General features: G+C 50.1%; 14 protein-coding genes and 1 tRNA gene. 8 read left to right on the forward strand and 7 right to left on the reverse strand.

What is annotated here, in order from left to right:
* Positions 1 to 63 precede the first annotated feature (63 nt).
* From PYR66_20760 to PYR66_20780, 5 genes are all read right to left on the reverse strand, one after another.
* A complete protein-coding gene (locus PYR66_20760; GenBank protein WEF27682.1) occupies positions 64 to 1,356 on the reverse strand; it encodes a hypothetical protein in 1,293 nt (430 codons plus the stop codon).
* A gap of 17 nt (positions 1,357 to 1,373) precedes the next feature.
* Positions 1,374 to 3,314, reverse strand: a complete 1,941-nt coding sequence (locus PYR66_20765; protein WEF27683.1) for an AAA family ATPase — start codon at positions 3,312 to 3,314, stop codon at positions 1,374 to 1,376.
* A 246-nt stretch (positions 3,315 to 3,560) separates the two neighbouring features.
* Entirely contained in the window at positions 3,561 to 4,895 is a 1,335-nt protein-coding gene (locus PYR66_20770; protein WEF27684.1) for a DNA cytosine methyltransferase, read from the reverse strand.
* 324 nt (positions 4,896 to 5,219) lie between these two features.
* Entirely contained in the window at positions 5,220 to 6,473 is a 1,254-nt protein-coding gene (locus PYR66_20775; GenBank protein ID WEF27685.1) for an integrase arm-type DNA-binding domain-containing protein, read from the reverse strand.
* A gap of 199 nt (positions 6,474 to 6,672) precedes the next feature.
* Positions 6,673 to 6,757, reverse strand: a tRNA-Leu gene (locus PYR66_20780).
* Positions 6,758 to 7,148: 391 nt separating this feature from the next.
* Between PYR66_20780 and PYR66_20785 the strand changes: the two genes are divergently transcribed.
* The 6 genes from PYR66_20785 (at position 7,149) to PYR66_20810 (ending at position 13,277) form a co-directional block, all read left to right on the forward strand.
* Positions 7,149 to 8,168 carry an NAD(P)-dependent alcohol dehydrogenase gene (locus PYR66_20785; protein WEF27686.1) on the forward strand — a complete coding sequence of 340 codons (1,020 nt, stop codon included), beginning with the start codon at positions 7,149 to 7,151 and terminating at the stop codon, positions 8,166 to 8,168.
* Positions 8,169 to 8,310: 142 nt separating this feature from the next.
* Positions 8,311 to 9,183, forward strand: a complete 873-nt coding sequence (locus PYR66_20790) for a sugar ABC transporter permease (GenBank protein ID WEF27687.1) — start codon at positions 8,311 to 8,313, stop codon at positions 9,181 to 9,183.
* Positions 9,173 to 10,060, forward strand: a complete 888-nt coding sequence (locus tag PYR66_20795; GenBank protein WEF27688.1) for a carbohydrate ABC transporter permease — start codon at positions 9,173 to 9,175, stop codon at positions 10,058 to 10,060. Before PYR66_20790 ends, PYR66_20795 begins: the two co-directional genes overlap by 11 nt.
* A 10-nt stretch (positions 10,061 to 10,070) precedes the next feature.
* The gene (locus PYR66_20800) at positions 10,071 to 10,895 is read left to right on the forward strand and encodes a phosphodiesterase (GenBank protein ID WEF27689.1); all 825 of its coding nucleotides are present in this window, start codon (positions 10,071 to 10,073) and stop codon (positions 10,893 to 10,895) included.
* Positions 10,896 to 10,900: 5 nt separating this feature from the next.
* Positions 10,901 to 11,974, forward strand: coding sequence for an ABC transporter ATP-binding protein (locus tag PYR66_20805; protein ID WEF27690.1), 1,074 nt, complete (start codon positions 10,901 to 10,903; stop codon positions 11,972 to 11,974).
* Positions 11,967 to 13,277: an ABC transporter substrate-binding protein gene (locus PYR66_20810; protein ID WEF27691.1), complete on the forward strand. Its 1,311-nt coding sequence runs from the start codon at positions 11,967 to 11,969 to the stop codon at positions 13,275 to 13,277. The genes PYR66_20805 and PYR66_20810 overlap by 8 nt, the downstream gene beginning before the upstream one ends.
* 51 nt (positions 13,278 to 13,328) lie before the next feature.
* Here the strand turns inward: PYR66_20810 and PYR66_20815 are convergent, their stop codons facing one another.
* Positions 13,329 to 14,309 (reverse strand): LysR family transcriptional regulator, encoded by a 981-nt coding sequence (locus PYR66_20815; GenBank protein ID WEF27692.1) that lies wholly within the window; start codon positions 14,307 to 14,309, stop codon positions 13,329 to 13,331.
* Between the two features lie 211 nt (positions 14,310 to 14,520).
* Between PYR66_20815 and PYR66_20820 the strand changes: the two genes are divergently transcribed.
* Complete coding sequence (locus PYR66_20820; GenBank protein WEF27693.1) at positions 14,521 to 15,807, forward strand: amino acid permease; 1,287 nt, start codon at positions 14,521 to 14,523, stop codon at positions 15,805 to 15,807.
* Positions 15,808 to 15,845: 38 nt separating this feature from the next.
* Entirely contained in the window at positions 15,846 to 17,027 is a 1,182-nt protein-coding gene (metC, locus tag PYR66_20825) for a cystathionine beta-lyase (protein ID WEF27694.1), read from the forward strand.
* Positions 17,028 to 17,078: 51 nt separating this feature from the next.
* Here metC and PYR66_20830 read toward each other — a convergent pair whose 3' ends face one another.
* Entirely contained in the window at positions 17,079 to 18,575 is a 1,497-nt protein-coding gene (locus PYR66_20830; GenBank protein WEF27695.1) for a sugar porter family MFS transporter, read from the reverse strand.
* Between the last annotated feature and the right edge of the window lie 70 nt (positions 18,576 to 18,645).

Consider the following 18,645-nt stretch of genomic DNA (forward strand, 5'->3'; position numbering starts at 1 on the left):
CAAAAAAGACAGTGGAGTGTCCATAACCACCCGCTGTCTTACATGCTTAACTTAACAAGTAGTTTATTTATTTTTTGATCGGCTGATCATAACCACTTTTTTCAACACGTCTCTAATCGCCAATAACGAGTTAGCGAGCATCGGAATTTTTACTACATGTAAAGAATATTTACCCTGTTCTTGAAAAGTATCAAATCTATGGTAACCCCCTTTATTTCCAGTCTCACTGGTAACATCTGGATATAAAAGCACAATGTCCATACAATTGAAACGCATGCCATACGTCAACATTTGATAGATATCTTCACGTGAGATACCTAAATTACGTTTATTCATGTGAAGAAACTTCCACTTTGTATCAATTATGAGTTCAGTAGCCCCTTCATTATTAATCAACCTTACATCAGGAATTAGCTCAAATACACCTTCACCATCATTACTAGAACACGCAAAAGTCCCTCTTGCCTGTGTTTTCGCTATTAAACCTTCGGATGTAGCAATCCAATTCAATTCCTTTGCAATAAATGCTTCAAATAAACGATAGGTAAATATAATCTCTGATGTAGCTAATTCATCACCAACAAATATTCCAATACCCCTCTCTTCCAAGAGTGATTGGCTTTGGCGAAGAAGGGAATGATAGGTTGCGGATAAACGGTCAGTACGCACCTTTGGCCATTCTAATCGATAATCTGGGGAGATATTGACTGAATCCATATCGGATAAACATAGATCAATAATTCCTCTTATATTGGCAGAACATCTCGATCGGTAGCGCAGTAAAACTTCTTTAAAAATTCTATTCTCCGGAACATCTTCAGTCAATGCAACCCATGATGATGCAAAACGCCCTGGCCTACGAATATTTTCGTAACATTGCTCAGGAAAGGTTATTCGACCTCTAGGGGAGGAAAGGCTATCTGATGAAGATATATATCGTCGAATGACTTGGCGACGGCGTGCCAACTGTAACTCATCACAAAATATTCCCAACAATGAATCGAATTTATTTCCATCAGTACTTAGAGGGGCTAATCCAGCGGTGATGAAACTAGATGATATAGCATTCTCAAGCATTCTAGATAAATTATTATCCAATAGGGTTCTGTTTTTCTGATCCAGCAAATTAGCACCTATTGGAACAACCTCTAGAATTAGCTTAGATGTTTCCAAGGTTCCTGTCCAAAATTTTGGCACCAATGCTCCTGCATAAATATCGAAATAAGCATCTGTATTTTTCCCTGTGCTTTTTTTCCATGCATGGAGAATTGATGTGAGTTCGTCAAAGCTGCTTAACTCAAGGCCTTCGCCAATTCTTAGCTTGGCCCATTCCTCACATTTCAGTATACGCTTCACTGACCCCTCTCAAGCTCTCAATTAAATACATTGGTGTCAATGAGAATAGGTTGACATATTTTTAGAACACAATGGATAGCATAGTCTTCATTATCTGGCCCCGGAATAACTTTTTTTGGATTCCAAAACCGTGGATCTAACTCTAAGTTTTTAGTTACAGAATGTGCCCTATAACCAAATGAAGCAGCAGTATCCTGATCTACTCCGAATAAAACTTCAAACTGTTTTTCCACTGGATTTATTTTAAAGAAGTTTGCATTTTTTGACGCGGAGTCTCCCAAGACAAGCTGTATCAAGCCTTCATTACCATAAAAATATTCACGCAGTAGAGGAATAACTCTAGTTGCTAACCGTTCAATAACTTTCGAGTTCGTATCACAGCCTACTAGGTAACCATGTCCAATACAATGATCTGCATCTAATAGATGTTCTATCCTTGAATTTATTGTCCGTAAAAGCTGTCCGCAATTAATAGATGGACTATCAATGGTGTCACGTAATAGGGATGAATCTGGTGGAATATTAACAAAATCAAATCGACGTCTAAGTGCATGATCGACAAGTGCAATATTTCTATCCGCAGAGTTCATCGTTCCTATTATATGCAAATTTGATGGCATGAAAAGCCGCGACTCTAACTCTTCAGCCCGAGGGTATTGCAACTCGATTCCGATAGGGAATTCCGCACCAACTCGCTTATCAGCATCCAGAGAAGAAATTAGTGGGCCTAAAATCCTACTTACATCACCTCGATTTATTTCATCAATAACAATAACGAACTCTTTTTCAGGTGATTGGATTGCACGTCTAATCATTCTGAGTAATAACCCTTCATGAAGTCGATATCTCAGTTGTCCATTTTTTAAATCAAAATTATTATTTTCAATTGATTCATCAACTTCATCTTCATTAACTATTACTGGTCGAATTGACTCGACCAAATCTTCATATTGTAAGGAGGGATGAAAAGTTATAAAGGCGCACTGATCCCGATAATCATTGAATCTTTCAAAAGAGTAAGATAACTCGCCTTTATCATCGAAGCTAGGTTCTATCAATTTAACTGCTTCACGAACTGCAGACAAAGTTTTCCCTGTTCCTGGAGGACCATAATAGATGCGAACGATTGATCTGGTTGAGCTTTTTTTCCGCAAAAGTAACCGAGTTCCAGCAGCAGCGAGATCTTGTAATGCTAGTGCACGGAGGGCTTCAAACTCTTCCAAACTGCCAAACGGATAAACATTTGAGGAAAGAAATTTTGCAGTTTTTGCTAATTGGGATAAATCATTATATAATTCAGCCTTACTTACTGAATTTGGTAACACCTTTACAGTAATAAATGATGCCAATATTTTCTTTAAGGTTGTTGTTCTTACATCCTTAAGAAATACAACATCAGGAGAAATAGAAACACCAGCCACAGTTGATAATGGAGACGGAAATAATCCATTTTGGTCCCAATCAATACTTGATATTTTTCGACCAAACATATGGGATTGTCCCTCTCTTTTTACTGCATCTGAAGCAATATCAAAAAGGAGATTCGAAACTTCCGATAGTTTGTTGTGGTTTTGAGCATTTTGATAATGTGAAGCAATCCCAAGCAAAATTGCCCCTGCTCGCGGCAACGCCATAACGATTAAACGCCAACCTGCATTGCTTCTGTAACGCTCAAATAGGCTTTTACGGTAAATGCTGATATTAAGAAAATGCACATCTCCTAACCAAGACTTATAGTCATCTTCGCCAAGGCCAGCTATTTTAATTTTATTTCTAATTCCACGACGTAGCTCATTATTCCAAATATTATCAATATTAGCTTGAGTATAAAAGTTGAAATCTGTATCTATCCCCCATTCGGAATCAGGAAACACCTCATGTAGTTCCGCTACAGAGCTAGCTTTCTCTAAAATGCATTTTTCTTCACTATTTGTACTCAAAAGATCAAGAAGTGCCATTTCTTATTTCCTTGAAAAAAGCTGCTAAGTGATTGCTAGAATGCAGCGTTAAACATAGTTCGCAATTGTAAACATTGTAACGGATTACTTCTAGTCATCATATGAAAAATCGCCCCTAACAACTAACAAGACAGTTTATGATTTTGATGTTAGTTTTTGAGGGACATTCAAACTGCAATCTGAGATTATAGTTTGAATGTCCCTACAAATATTTATCGCCTTGACGATAACTTCACTAACATTTTATTAACCACAATTTTTCAAATTGACAGAAATATCTTCCTCAATTTCTGAGGTCGGCAGAGTTAACTCCGAAACACCTTTATCTCCTAATAATAAAAGCAAGTTTCGTACTGCCAAGCCTATACCTTCAGCCATCAAAGGCGGAACCGCATTTCCTACTTGCGAGCACCTAGCCACATCAAACTTCCGACGTGGTCCATTGATGGTATATCGGCCGTAAAAATGGAAGTCATCAGGAAAAGACTGAAATCTAGCCATTTCACGGACAGTAATGTTCCTAGGCTCTGCATAATGGATAAATTCGTCAGGATGCGTCGTAATAGTTGATACTGCCTCTGAAGAATCAATCAGGACCTTTTTGTCCTTTTTAGTTCCGTTTTCTAATAAGAAAGCTTTGGACAGTCTCCCAGGCGGCTGCGTTTGATGAGCGAGGTTGTATAAATCAAGAATTCGCTCCCCATGTTTTGAGTACCGATGAGAGTTAGGAATATTCCCTGTCTTTTGCCCTCTCCTTAAAGCACGCGCATATGCAGAAACAGCTTTAGTATAGGTTGATGACTCAAATTTCTCAGAATCGGGGCAAATAACTCGCAAACCCCCAGTGAGATCGTCTATTGCTTCCTTTGCTGTGATATTTTTGCTTTTATGTAATCCCCAATGCTCACGAACTGCCAGAGCTGCTTCATTTAGATTATCATTAAATGCAATATTTAGTTCTTGCGAAGATATTGGACAATTTTGAATACCTAGTATAACCACCCGTCTTCTCGATTGCGGCACCCCAAAACGACTGGCATCTACTACATTTAAAATACTCGTATAACCCAACTCAGCGAGTTGCTTAATTACAGAGTCAGCAACTGAGGTACGCTCTTCACCAGGGCGAGCTACAAAGCGACGAGCTATCCCTTCGACATTTTCAATTAATACAATGCGTGGACGAACTAAGTCAACCATATCAAGCATTTGATATACAAGATCATTCCGTTCATCAGCACCATCGCGCCGCCCTCCAACACTGAAACCTTGGCAAGGGGGTCCTCCGGCCATCATAGTTACAGAGCCACGTAATGAGAGAAGATGAGCCCTATTAGACTCATTTCTTAGAAGCTCCACTATGTCATGGTTAGTTTTTGACAGCCAACTTGGCCATTTGTCAAAACTTGCGTATGGTGCATTTTGTACCAAGAAGTTATTAGATAGGGTTTCAAACGCCATCGGATCGCGCTCGATTGCAAAAATACCGGCCCAGCCAGCCTCTTTTAGCCCGAGACTCAGGCCACCGCATCCTGCGAAAAGATCGATGCATGTAAGATTTGGCTTGTTTGGCGTTGTCACTTCTTGATTCTCCGCTCTTTCAATTTTTTTCTCTTACAACAACCTGCATTGTTGTAGATTGGGTTAAGCATTACATACGGTAAATGTGGGCACTAATCACACAATAACCTTCAACCAGTCGAGCCTTAGCATCGATCGCAACCTCCTGTTTTTATGTTGCAAAAAACAGTAAGTTCTCTATAAATCTTAGAGATAGTCGCTTATGTAACATTTATGCTCACTCCTTTCAGGAAGATTTGATCATAGAAAAGTACATAAAGCAATCAATGCGGGCCCAAAATCAGCTCTCGAGGAACCGCTTAAAGATATCCGGCTGCACTAGGTTTAAGTATTCTTACCGAAATCAAACGGACTAACCCCCTTCTCCCGATTCACATCAAGAAAATCTGCCCACCACTGTAACATCAAACGGCGCTCATCCAAGTGTTCAGCCTTATGAATGTAAGCCGCACGTACTAAGTTACGTTCCATATGGCTCATTTGCCGCTCTACAGCATCCCTTGACCACAGCCCTGACTCAATCAGCGAGCTACATGCCATAGTCCTGAAGCCATGCCCACAAACCTCCACCTTAGTGTCATACCCCATAACACGCAGCGCCTTATTCACCGTGTTTTCACTCATCGGTTTACGAGGGTTATGATCGCCAACGAAAACAAAATCACGCTCGCCACTAAACTTGTGAACCTGTTTCAGAATTTCTAATGCCTGGCGAGACAGCGGTACTAAGTGAGGTGTACGCATTTTAGAACCACGTTGCGAATGCTTAACACCTTCTACAGCTTCTCGTTCTGCTGGGATTGTCCACATTGCCCTTTCAAAATCGATCTCGGACCAACGGGCAAAGCGCAACTCACTGGAACGAATAAAGATTAATAACGTTAGCTCAACAGCCAGACGGGTTAAAGGCCGTCCGGTGTAGTTATCAATTCGGTGGAGTAGTTCAGGTAAGCGTTTCAGTTCAAGTGCTGGTCGATGGACACGATTACTGGAAGCAACTGCCCCAGCCATCTCCTGAGCAGGATTGTAATCGATCAAACCGCTTTGCACTGCATAACGCATAATCGCATTGGTACGCTGCTGAAGACGCGAAGCCACTTCAAGACGCCCTGTAGCCTCAACTACTTTGATAGGCACAAGGAGATCGCGCGTACTAAAACTATCAATACTGCGCTTTCCAATCGCTGGGAACAAATTATCTTCCAGGCTCTTCAGCACCCGCCGACTATGTTCTTCTGTCCATTTTTTATTTGCTGCGTGCCACTCTCTGGCAACTGACTCAAAAGTAATGGCTTCTTTCGCCTGTTCTTCTTTCACAGCTCGTTTGTGTTCGCGAGGATCGATTCCAGCAGCAACAAGCCTTCTGGCCTCTTCCCGCTTTTGACGAGCATCAGCCAGGGATGTTTCAGGATAAACCCCAAACGCCATCAGGTGCTGCTTACCACCAAAACGAAAGCGGAACCGCCAGTATCTAGAGCCGTTGGGGTGAACCAGCAAAAACATGCCATCCCCATCGACCAGGGTGTACTCCTTTTCCTGCGGTTTCGCAGAACGCACTTTGATATCTGTCAGAGCCATAAAAGTTCTCCTTTCATGTGCCGCCGTGAGTATACAACCATTATCGAACCAGCATATATACTCGGTTCTATACTCACAAGCGACTTGATGTGGGTTGACTCAGATTGACTTCTGTTGAAAGGAAAATCGCATAAAGCCTTGTGTGGCGAGGATTTCAGGCACAAAAAAAGACGTCCATTGACGTCTATTGATGTTCCGATGGTGCCGAAGGCCGGACTCGAACCGGCACGTATTTCTACGGTTGATTTTGAATCAACTGCGTCTACCGATTTCGCCACTTCGGCACTGAAGGGATACGGAAAACGTTTTGGATTATACCTGTCAGCGGCCGCCATGCAAGCGACAGCGTGCGTCAGGCGCGCTAAGTGTTGAAAAAAACAGCGCAATCCCGAAAACAGACGGTTTCGCGTCACATTTTTCACCTATCCCGGCTCAGCAAACCGCTTCCCGTGCCCCCTTTTATCCTCCCTCAACTGACCCGCCATTCAACCTGTAGCGTCGCCGGCGCTCAACTTCACTCACATACCTCTCAAATTATTCTCACATTATGCTCTTTTCGTTCCAGTATGCCGCAGCATAGACCCGCCCGCTTTACGACGCCTCCTAATGCCAAGCGTCGCAGATTGTCATGCTCTACACTTCCTTCGTAACAACGCCAACCCCAAGGAAACTAACATGAGCATCATTAAAAGTTACGCCGCCAAAGAAGCGGGCGCCGATCTGTCGCTGTGGGAGTACGATGCCGGCGAACTGCAGCCGGAAGATGTCGAAGTGCAGGTGGACTACTGCGGGATTTGCCATTCGGACCTGTCGATGATCGACAACGAATGGGGCATGTCGAGCTACCCGCTGGTCGCCGGTCACGAGGTGATTGGCCGGGTCGCGGCGCTAGGCAGCGCCGCGCAGGGTAAAGGGCTGAAGATTGGCCAGAAGGTCGGCATCGGCTGGACGGCACGCAGCTGCGGCCACTGCGACGCCTGTATCAGCGGCAACCAGATCAACTGCCTGGAAGGCTCAGTGCCGACCATCATGAATCGCGGCGGCTTCGCCGATAAACTACGCGCCGACTGGCAATGGGTGATCCCGCTGCCGGAGAGCATCGATGTTGCTTCTGCCGGCCCAATGCTGTGCGGCGGCATCACCGTCTTTAAACCGCTGCTGACCCACCACGTCACCGCCACCAGCCGCGTCGGCGTGATCGGTATCGGCGGCCTCGGCCATATCGCCATTAAGCTGTTGCGGGCGATGGGCGCGGAAGTCACCGCCTTCAGCTCCAACCCGGCTAAAGAACAGGAAGTGCTGGCGATGGGCGCCGACCGCGTAGTCAACAGCCGCGATCCAGCTGCCCTCACCGCGCTGGCCGGTCAGTTTGACCTGATCATCAACACCGTGGCAGTGGACCTCGACTGGCAGCCATACTTCCAGGCGCTGGCTTACGGCGGCAACTTCCATACCGTCGGCGCGGTAATGAAGCCGTTCCCGGTACCGGCCTTTACGCTCATCGGCGGCGACCGCAGCATCTCCGGCTCGGCGACCGGTAACCCGGCGGAACTGCGCAAACTGATGAAATTCGCCGGGCGCAGCAAAGTGGCTCCGACCACCGAGCTGTACCCGATGTCGCAAATTAACGAAGCCCTGAAGCACGTACGCGAGGGCAAAGCCCGCTATCGCGTGGTATTGAAAGCAGACTTCTAAGCCATACTCCGCGCCGGGCGGCTCCGTTGCCCGGCACATTACGCCTTGCTTCATCAAACCGTCATCTCCCCGCCATGCCCCTGTAGTCATCGCTTCCCACAATCCGGGCTTCCATAAACGCCTGAACGAGACGCCCGTCACCATGAATAAGCGCTGGCTCCCCTGGCTGATATTGTCGCCTTCACTGCTGTTTTTACTGCTGTTTACCTGGTTCCCGCTGGGACGTTCGGTCTACGACAGTCTGTTCGATACCCGCATGGCCAACGACGGGGCACAGTACGTCGGGTTGGATAACTTCGCCCGCCTGTTTGCCGATAGCGTCTTCTGGCAGTCGCTGATCAATAACCTGCTCTATATCCTGCTGACGGTGGTGCCCGGCGTGACCCTCGCCCTGCTGCTGGCAGTGGCACTCAGCGAGAACCACCGCGTCAACCGCTGGCTGCGCACCGCTTTCTTTTTCCCGATGATTATCCCGATGGTCAGCGCCGCCGCGCTGTGGCTGTTTATCTTTATGCCCGGTCTCGGCCTGCTCGACCACTACCTGGCGAAGCTATTCGGGCCGATGAACAACAACTGGCTGGGGCGCAGCAACAGCGCGCTGCTGGCGCTGGCGTTCATCGGCGTGTGGAAATTCGCTGGCTACTACATGCTGTTTTTCCTCGCCGGGTTGCAAAGCATACCGGCCTCGACGCGGGAAGCGGCGCTGATGGAAGGGGCGACCCGAACGCAGGTGTTCTTTAAGGTGACGCTACCGCTGCTACGCCCGACGCTCAGTTTCGTTATCACCACCGCGCTGATTTACTCCATCACCCAGATTGACCACGTGGCGGTGATGACCCGTGGCGGGCCGGACAACGCCACCACCGTGCTGCTCTATTACATCCAGAACCTTGCCTGGGATACCCATGATTTGGGCAAAGCCTCCGCCGCCACCTTTCTGACGCTGGCCGGGCTGTTCGCCTTCTCGTTAATTAACCTGAAACTGCTGGAAAAAGGAGCCCACTATGAGCGCTGAGATCTCGCCGTTGATGGTTCGCCCGCCTGCCGCCGCACACCCGCTGTGGCTGCGCCTGCGCCGCTCGCAACCGTTCACCCTGACGGTGTTAATGTGCTGCCTGGCGTTGCTGTGGGTAAGCCCGTTTATCTGGATGCTAGCGACCTCGTTCAGCGCCACCACCTTCGGCGAAGATATGGCCTCGCTGCTGCCGCGCCTGCCGCTGACCCTCGATAACTTCCGCGACGCCTGGGACAGCGCCGACTGGCTGAGCCTGTACGCCAACACCATTATCTTCACCTTCGGCACTTTCTTCGTGCAGCTATTCACCATCACCACCGCTGGCTACGTCTTCGCCTGTCACGAGTTTCGCGGCAAGAAAACGCTGTTTCTGCTGTTCCTCGTCCAGTTGATGATCATGCCGGTGGTGATGATGGTGCCGAACATGCTGACCCTGAAAACCTTCGGCCTGCTCAACACCCTGACCGGGGTGATGATGCCCTACTTCACCTCGGCGTTCGGCGTATTCCTGATGCGTCAGGCATTCCTCGCCATCCCGAAAGAGCTGGAGGAAGCGGCGCTGATGGAAGGCTGCCGCTGGTGGCAGGTGCTGTTCCGCGTGCTCCTGCCGATGTCCTGGCCGTCGGTGCTGGCCTTCGCCACCGTCAGCATTACCTACCACTGGAACGAGTACCTGTGGCCGCTGATGATGCTCAACGACCCCGATAAACAGGTGCTGACCGTCGGGCTGGTCTCCTTCGCCATGGGCGCCGAATCCGGCGGCCAGTGGGGCACCATCGGCGCCGGTACGCTAATGGTCTGCCTGCCACTCATGCTGGCATTCATCCTTTTCCAGAAACAGTTCCTGCGAAGCTTCGGCTTCTCCGGGATCAAATAAGGAGTTACTCATGCTGTTAGCGCAAATTTCCGATACCCATTTCCGCAGCCGCGGCGAGAAGCTGTACGGCTTTATCGACGTCAACGCCGCCAATGCCGATGTCGTCTCTCAGTTGAACGCCTTGAGCGAACGCCCGGACGCGGTGGTGGTGAGCGGCGATATTGTCAACTGCGGCCGCCCGGAAGAGTATCAGGTCGCTCGTCAAATCCTCGGCAGCCTGAACTATCCGCTGTACCTGATCCCCGGCAACCACGATGACAAAGCACTGTTTCTGGAATACCTGCAGCCGCTGTGCCCGCAGCTCGGCAGCGATGCCAACAACATGCGTTACGCGGTGGACGACTTCGCAACCCGTCTGCTGTTCATCGATTCCAGCTGCGCGGGAACGTCGAAGGGCTGGCTGACCGATGAAACCATTAACTGGCTGGAAGCGCAGTTGTTTGAGAGCGGTGATAAACCAGCGACGGTATTTATGCACCACCCGCCGCTGCCGCTGGGCAACGCACAGATGGACCCGATCGCCTGCGAGAACGGCCATCGCCTACTGGCGCTGGTGGAGCGCTTCCCGTCGCTGACGCGCATTTTCTGCGGCCACAACCATAGCCTGACCATGACCCAGTATCGTCAGGCAATCATCTCTACCATTCCCGGCACCGTACATCAGGTGCCTTATTGCCATGAAGATACCCGCCCGTACTACGACCTCTCCCCGGCATCGTGCCTGATGCATCGCCAGGTCGGCGAGCAATGGGTGAGCTATCAGCACTCACTGGCCCATTACGCCGGGCCGTGGCTGTACGATGAAAACGTCAGTTGCCCAACGGAAGAGCGCTAATCGCTATGCTCAGTCTGCAAAACATCAGTAAATGCTTCGACGGCAAACCGGCGCTCAACGCACTCTCGCTGGATATCCACGAAGGCGAATTCGTGGTGCTGGTCGGCCCGTCAGGCTGCGGTAAAAGCACCCTGCTGCGCCTGCTCGCCGGGCTGGAGCAGGTGAGTGAAGGTGAAATCTGGCTGCATGATGAGAACATCACCGACACCACGCCGCGTGAGCGTAATTTTGCGATGATCTTCCAGAACTACGCACTGTTTCCGCATCTATCGGTACGCGACAACATCACCTTCGGCATGAAAGTGCGCAAGGAAGACAAAAGCAGCTGGCAGCCGCGGGTAGATACCGTCGCGCAGATGCTGCAACTGGAGACGCTACTCGATCGCAAACCGGCGAAGCTCTCCGGCGGCCAGCGTCAACGGGTGGCGATGGCGCGGGCGATCGTGCGCAATCCACGTCTGTTCCTGATGGATGAACCGCTTTCCAATCTCGACGCCCGCCTGCGCAGCGAAGTGCGCGACAGCATCATGGATCTGCATCAGCAGCTTAAAACCAGCACCGTCTATGTGACTCACGACCAGACGGAAGCGATGTCGATGGCCGACCGCATCGTGGTGATGAACGGCGGCCATGTGCAACAGGTGGGGCGGCCGGAGTATTTGTATGCCAACCCGGCCAATCTCTTCGTCGCTGGCTTTATCGGTTCACCAGCCATGAACCTGCTGTCGCTGCCCTGCGCCGATGGCGAGGTACAACTCGGCGAGCTGCGCCATCCGCTACCGCCGCGCCACCGCGACCAACACCGCGTCTGGTTGGGCATTCGCCCGGAACATATCAGCGACCGCGTGGAAGAAGGCCACCTGCGCCTGTCCGCCACCGTCCTGCAACGAGAACTGATGGGAGCCGATTACCTGCTCCACGTCAGCACCCCGATCGGCACCCTGCGCTTTAGCCGCCGCCATCGCGGCGCAGTGCCGGAGAAAGGCGAATCGCTCATCCTCGGCTTCTCGCCTGCCGACATTCATCTTTTTCATGCTGAAACCCAGCATAATTTACTGATGGAGACAGACCATGTTTAAACCTCTTACAACACTTGCGGTTGGGCTAAGTCTCGCCCTGAGCGGCGCGGCGCTGGCAAAAGAGAAGATCGACTTCATGTTCCCGGCGCCGGTAGACGGCAAGCTGACCATGGAGATGACCCGCGTCATTAAAGAATTCAACGAGTCGCAACAGGATGTCGAAGTGCGCGGCATCTTCACCGGCAACTACGACACCACCAAGATCAAAGCAGAATCCGCGCAGAAGGCCGGGCAACCGCCGGCATTAGTGATCATGTCCGCCAACTTCACCACCGATCTGGCGTTGAAGGACGAAATCCTGCCGATGGACGAGCTGTTTAAATATGGTGATCAAAAGGCCGGGGATTTTTTGCTGAAGGAATTCTGGCCAGCAATGCACAAAAACGCCCAGGTGATGGGAACCACTTATGCGATCCCGTTCCATAACTCGACACCGATCCTCTATTACAACAAAACGATGTTCGACCAGGCCGGGATCAAACAACCGCCGCAGACCTGGGCCGAGCTGCTGGCTGATGCCAAAAAGCTGACCAACGAGAGCAAAGGCCAGTGGGGGATCATGCTGCCGTCGACGAATGACGATTACGGCGGCTGGATCTTCTCGGCGCTGGTGCGCGCCAACGGCGGCAAATACTTTAATGAAGACTATCCGGGCGAAGTTTATTACAACTCGCCGACCGCCATCGGCGCCCTGCGCTTCTGGCAGAACCTGATCTACCGGGACAAGGTGATGCCGTCCGGGGTGCTGAACTCGAAGCAAATCAGCGCCTCGTTCTTCTCCGGCAAAGTCGGGATGGCGATGCTCAGTACCGGCGCGCTGGGCTTTATGCGCGAAAACAGCAAAGATTTTGAGCTCGGGGTGGCGATGCTGCCAGCCAAAGAGCAACGCGCGGTGCCGATTGGCGGCGCCAGCCTGGTGAGCTTTAAAGGCATCAACGACGCGCAGAAAAAAGCGGCGTACCAGTTCCTGACGTATTTAGTCAGCCCGCAGGTGAACGGCGCGTGGAGCCGCTTTACTGGCTACTTCTCACCGCGTAAGGCTTCATACGATACGCCGGAAATGAAAGAATATCTGCAGCAGGATCCGCGTGCGGCTATTGCCCTTGAGCAGCTGAAGTACGCGCACCCGTGGTACTCCACCTGGGAGACCGTCGCCGTGCGTCAGGCGATGGAGAACCAACTGGCGGCGGTGGTGAACGATGCCAATGTGACGCCGGAAGCAGCGGCGCAGGCAGCGCAGAAAGAGGCCGACACGCTGATGAAACCTTATGTCGATAAGACCGCTCTGGCAGAAGTGAAGTAGCGTTCGATGTTGGGCACCCCGGCTTGCGCAACGCGCCCGGGGGCCCTCCCCTTACTTCTCTACCGGCGCTGTCATCCAGGTATCCCACGGCGGATTATCGGTAATTTTATCCACGATGAAATCAATAAAACTACGTATTTTCGGATCCTGATAATGGCTCGGGTGATAAAGCGCAAAGAGTCGATAATCATTTTCCTGAATAACGTGGTCGGTCAGCACCGGGATCAACTCGCCACGGGTGATATAATCGCCCAACATATAAGTCGGTAGACAAACAATCCCCTGGTGATGCAAGGCCGCCTGCAATAGCCCCAGGCTGCTATTAACTTCAATGATATTTTTTACATTGAGCGCACGTTGTTGCCCTTGCTCATCCTGATATCCCCAATTACTGGAGACATTGGGGTTAATTAAGCAGTCATGCAACTCCAGATCTTTCAGCGTCTGCGGCATACCACGCCGTTCAAAATAAGGCTTGCTGGCGCAATAGACCCAATGAATCTTACATATTTCCCGTAATGCAAAGTTCGTTGGCGGATGCGGTGTAATACGCAGTGCAATATCGACATTCTCTTCATTCAAATTAATATTCTGGTCGTTAAGATCGACCGAAAGGCTAACATCCGGATTAGCCTCGCGATACTCGCCATACAACCGCATCAGATGGCACACACCAAAGGCGATTGAACAGGTTATTTTTAACTGTCCCTGAGGGTGATGATGAAAACTGGCCGTAGTGATTAATGAATCATCAAGATCGGAGAGCAACCGTTGCGCGCGAAAAAGCAAATATTTTCCTGGCTCGGTGAGCACCAGCGTTCGTGTTGTACGTTTTAACAGCACAATCCCCAAATGTTCTTCCAGCTGCGAGATGCTGCGGCTGACTGATGACGGTGTCAAATTCAGCTTATGAGCCGCTACGGAAAAACTGTTTGATTCCACCACCTTAATGAAGACTTCCAGCTGCCGGAAAATCGCATAGTTATCAATTTTTGTTTTAAATACAAAGGCACCACGGTTAACCGACGTCATCTTTTTCACCTGCTATGTATCCATAAAACCGTCCCTGATCTACTTTTGCGTCAAATGCAAAATTCTTTTCATTTATTAGCACCGTTCGGCTCTTTCTATTCCCATGCAATATTCATAGTATTTAATGGCACTGAAAAGGCTAATATTCCGTAAAAGCATCTTACCATACACTATTCGCATCACATCCAATAATTATATGCGGGAATAAAACATGACAGAGATCACAACAAATAAACAGGATGCACAAGAAGGATACGATCATGTTCCATTTACAAAGTACGATGTGGGATGGGTAATACTTTGCATCGGTATGGCTATTGGCTCAGGAATTATTTTCATGCCAGTACAAATAGGAATAAAAGGAATCTGGGTATTTATTGCATCCGTATTTATTGCCTACCCGGCAATTTATTTTATGCAAACGTTATATTTAAAAACGCTGTCAAAGAGTGAAAACTGCGAAGATTATACCAGCGTCATCACCCAATACCTTGGTAAAAACTGGGGAGTATGGTTAGGGTTTGCCTATTTTTTGATGCTGCTCAACGGGATCCTCTCCTACTCTCTGGTCGTCACCTTTGACAGCGCCTCCTATATCCAGACCTTCGGCCTGACGAAAGGACTGTTGTCAGATTCAGTCTGGTACGGGTTGGCAGTACTGATTTTGTTGGTCAGTATCGCCTCGCAAGGGGAGCGTTTGTTGTTTAAAATCTCCGGGCCGATGGTCTGCGTCAAGCTCGGCATCATCGTCGTGCTGGGCGTGGTGATGGTTCCACACTGGAACTTCAATAACATCACCGCCTTCCCACCGCTGATGCCCTTTTTACGCGATGTCTTCCTGACGCTGCCGTTTACTTTGTTCTCGATCCTGTTTGTGCAAATTCTCAGCCCAATGAACATCGCCTATCGTCGGGTAGAAAAAGACAAGCGCATCGCAACATTCCGGGCGATTCGCGCCAACCGTGTTGCCTATATTATTCTGGTTGTATCCGTACTTTTCTTCGCTTTTTCTTTTACTTTCTCGGTCAGCCACGATCAAGCCGTTGAAGCGTTTAATGAAAATATTTCCGCACTCGCCATCGCGGCAAAAGTTATTCCCGGCCCGATTATTGCGGTGATGAGTGCAGTACTCAATATTTTCGCCATCTTTACAGCATTCCTGGGGATCTACCTTGGATTCCAGGAAGCGGTAAAAGGTATCGTCATCAATATTATTAGCCGCTTCATTCCTGAAGATAAAATTAATAAAAATACTCTGCATATCGCAATTTGTATTGCAGTAGTATTGGGATTATGGGGTTGGATATCGACACGATTTTCTATTCTCTTTTTTATGCAGTTAAGTGGACCGCTATTTGGTCTGGTTTCCTGTCTCATTCCTTGCTACCTGGTTTACAGAGTTCCCGCATTGCATAAACTAAAAGGAGCGAGCGTCTGGTTCATTATCTTCTTTGGCATTTTACTGTGCCTCTCTCCATTCTTTAAATTTTTCGAATAAACGACGCCACAAAAGCGCTATTTTTGACGAGGTTTAGCATGAGCACTAAAAAAACAGAGACATTCAGTATCGGCACCCGTATTACCCAGGTGGGTCGCGATCCCGAAAAGCAGCATGGCTTTGTTAATGGAGCGATTTACCGCGGTTCTACCGTCGTCTTCCCAACCGTCAGCGATATTGAAAACAATCGCGCAGAATTCAACTACGGTACGATGGGGACGCCAACTATCGCTAATCTGGAGAATGCCTGGAGCGAGTTGGCAGGCGCTGCGGGAACGGTACTCTCCCCCTCCGGACTTGGCGCGATTGCGCTGGCGTTGTTCACTACTCTCAAAGCTGGCGATCATCTGCTGATGCCTGACAGCGTCTATAAACCAACACGGTTATTTTGCGCTGGTATGCTGGCGAAAATGAATATTGAAACGACTTACTACGATCCGCTCATCGGCGCCGGGATCGAAGATCTTTTCCGCGACAATACCACGACCCTGTTTCTCGAATCCCCCGGCTCGCAAAGCTTCGAAATTCAGGACGTACCCGCGATGACCGCACTGGCGAAACAGCGCGGCATCGCCACCATTATCGACAATACCTGGGCGACGCCGATCTTCTTTCGCGCTCACGAACACGGCTGCGACATCAGCGTCGAAGCCGGGACGAAGTATCTCAGCGGCCATTCCGACTTATTAATGGGGATCGTCTCAGCCAATGACGCCTGGTGGCCGAAGCTGCGTGAAACCTATGACCTGATGGCGATGTTACCGGGGGCAGAAGATTGCTTCCTGGCTCTACGAGGGCTGCGCACCATGTTTATCCGCCTGAAAGAAGCGGAAAAACGCGGGCTGGAAATGGCGGCCTGGTTACAGTCGCGCCCCGAAGTTCAGAAGGTGCTGCATCCGGCATTCGCGGATTGTCCCGGCCATGAAATCTGGAAGCGTGATTTCACCGGTTCTTCGGGGTTGTTCTCGATTGTGCTGCAGCCGGAATTCAGTAAAAAAGCGGTCGATAGCCTGCTGGATAACCTTACGATCTTCGCAATGGGCTATTCCTGGGGTGGTTTTGAAAGCCTGATTATTCCTTTCAACTGCGCGGAGTATCGTAGCGTAACGCAATGGCAGCCGGGAGGATTAACGCTGCGCCTGCAAATTGGCCTTGAGGATGTCGAAGAACTGAAAGCGGATCTGGAGCAGGGGTTTGCCAGAATGCGGCAGTTTGTCTGATTGGTTGAACTCAACCGCTCATCGGCAAGCCGCCGATGAGCGTCTGGCTGATTAGATTTTATCCGCCTGCGACGAAGCCCAGGATTTACGCGCGTAGGCTTTTCCCGCTGCGCTGGTATCCAGCTTCTCACGCAGATAGTGTTCGATCTGCTCAAGGCTGCGGTTACGCGTTTCCGGTACACATTTGATCACGAAGATTGCCCCAAAGATGCCAATCCCTGCGAAGATAAAGAAGGTGCCTGAAAGGCCAACCCACGACAGTAAGATCGGGAAAAACAGCGAGATCAGGAAGTTGGCGATCCACATCGCGAACACCGCTCCGCCCATAAACATCCCACGCATTCGGGTTGGGAAGATTTCCGATAGCAGCAGCCAGGTCACTGGCGATAAAGCTCCCTGCTGGAAGCTCAGGAACATCAGCATCCCCGCCAGTACCATATAAGCGCGCAGCGCGTCCGGCTGCCCATTGACCGTTTCCGGCAACAGATAACTCACAGCGCCAATAAACACCAGACAGGCGGTACAACCAAACTGGCCGATCATCGTCATCGGCCGACGACCGATTTTACCTAGCATCCAGATGCCGACGAAGGTCATCAGTACCGAGACCACACCGTTGGCGATGGTGGCGAACAGCGCGGCGTTATCGGTCATACCGACCGAGGTCAGGACCGTCGGCGCATAATACATAATGGTATTGACGCCAGTGAGCTGCTGGATAACCGCCACACCAATACCAATCATGAACAGCTTAAACAGCCATGGCGTCATGATTTCGCGCATTTTCGGCTTGCCCAGATTACGCTGCTCATCGAGGGTTTCCGTAATTTCCAACAGCTCCCACTCGACGTCATCTTTACGCCGCGTACGCTCCAGCACCCGGCGCGCTTCCGCCAGACGGCCTTTCATCGCGTACCAGCGCGGCGTGTCCGGCATAAACATCATGCCAAACCACAGCAGTACGGCAGGCAGCGTGGCGACCGCCAGCATCCAGCGCCAGGTGCTCTCGCCGCCCCACAACTCGTGGAAGGTGGCGTTGGAGATATAGGCCAGCAGCTGACCGGAGACAATCATCAGCTCCTGCAGCGTCACCAGTTGTCCACGTTTGTTGGCAGGCGCCATTTCGGCGATATACACCGGCACCGTGGCCGCCGCACCACCGACCGCCACGCCGAGAACCAAGCGGAAGAAAATCATCCAGTTGACGTCCGGCGCGAGCGCCGTGCCCACCGCGCCGATGGCGAAAATAACCGCCAACCAAAGGATGATTTTCTTTCTGCCTGCGGCGCTGGCCAAATGACCAGACAGCAGCGCGCCGAACGCGGCGCCAAACAGCAACGAACTGGTGACCAGCCCGGTGGTAAACGGCGTGAGATGTAGCTCTTTGCCCATAAACAGCAAAGCGCCGGAAATCACCCCGGTATCGTAGCCAAAGAGTAAGCCGCCTAAGGTCGCAATCAGCGCGACGATCTTAACAAACGGCGTTGCCGGAGCGTCGCTATTCGGCCCCGACGCTTTATTGAGTGTGAGATATTGTTCCTGTGACATAAAAGACTCCAGTAACCTACCTTGTAGGGGGAAGATATGCTCTTGTCTGAATGCAGAGGCCTCCTGCCTC

It is taken from the genome of Klebsiella aerogenes, from assembly GCA_029027985.1.
In the GTDB taxonomy this organism is placed as follows: Bacteria; Pseudomonadota; Gammaproteobacteria; order Enterobacterales; family Enterobacteriaceae; genus Klebsiella; species Klebsiella aerogenes_A.

Bases quoted from the DNA above. Each gene is read 5' to 3' on its own strand.
- PYR66_20765 (WEF27683.1), bottom strand. From the start codon at position 3,314: ATGGCACTTCTTGATCTTTTGAGTACAAATAGTGAAGAAAAATGCATT.
- PYR66_20775 (WEF27685.1), bottom strand. From the start codon at position 6,473: ATGGCTCTGACAGATATCAAAGTGCGTTCTGCGAAACCGCAGGAAAAG.
- PYR66_20785 (WEF27686.1), top strand. From the start codon at position 7,149: ATGAGCATCATTAAAAGTTACGCCGCCAAAGAAGCGGGCGCCGATCTG.
- PYR66_20790 (WEF27687.1), top strand. From the start codon at position 8,311: ATGAATAAGCGCTGGCTCCCCTGGCTGATATTGTCGCCTTCACTGCTG.
- PYR66_20795 (WEF27688.1), top strand. From the start codon at position 9,173: ATGAGCGCTGAGATCTCGCCGTTGATGGTTCGCCCGCCTGCCGCCGCA.
- PYR66_20800 (WEF27689.1), top strand. From the start codon at position 10,071: ATGCTGTTAGCGCAAATTTCCGATACCCATTTCCGCAGCCGCGGCGAG.
- PYR66_20805 (WEF27690.1), top strand. From the start codon at position 10,901: ATGCTCAGTCTGCAAAACATCAGTAAATGCTTCGACGGCAAACCGGCG.
- PYR66_20810 (WEF27691.1), top strand. From the start codon at position 11,967: ATGTTTAAACCTCTTACAACACTTGCGGTTGGGCTAAGTCTCGCCCTG.
- PYR66_20815 (WEF27692.1), bottom strand. From the start codon at position 14,309: ATGACGTCGGTTAACCGTGGTGCCTTTGTATTTAAAACAAAAATTGAT.
- PYR66_20820 (WEF27693.1), top strand. From the start codon at position 14,521: ATGACAGAGATCACAACAAATAAACAGGATGCACAAGAAGGATACGAT.
- metC (WEF27694.1), top strand. From the start codon at position 15,846: ATGAGCACTAAAAAAACAGAGACATTCAGTATCGGCACCCGTATTACC.
- PYR66_20830 (WEF27695.1), bottom strand. From the start codon at position 18,575: ATGTCACAGGAACAATATCTCACACTCAATAAAGCGTCGGGGCCGAAT.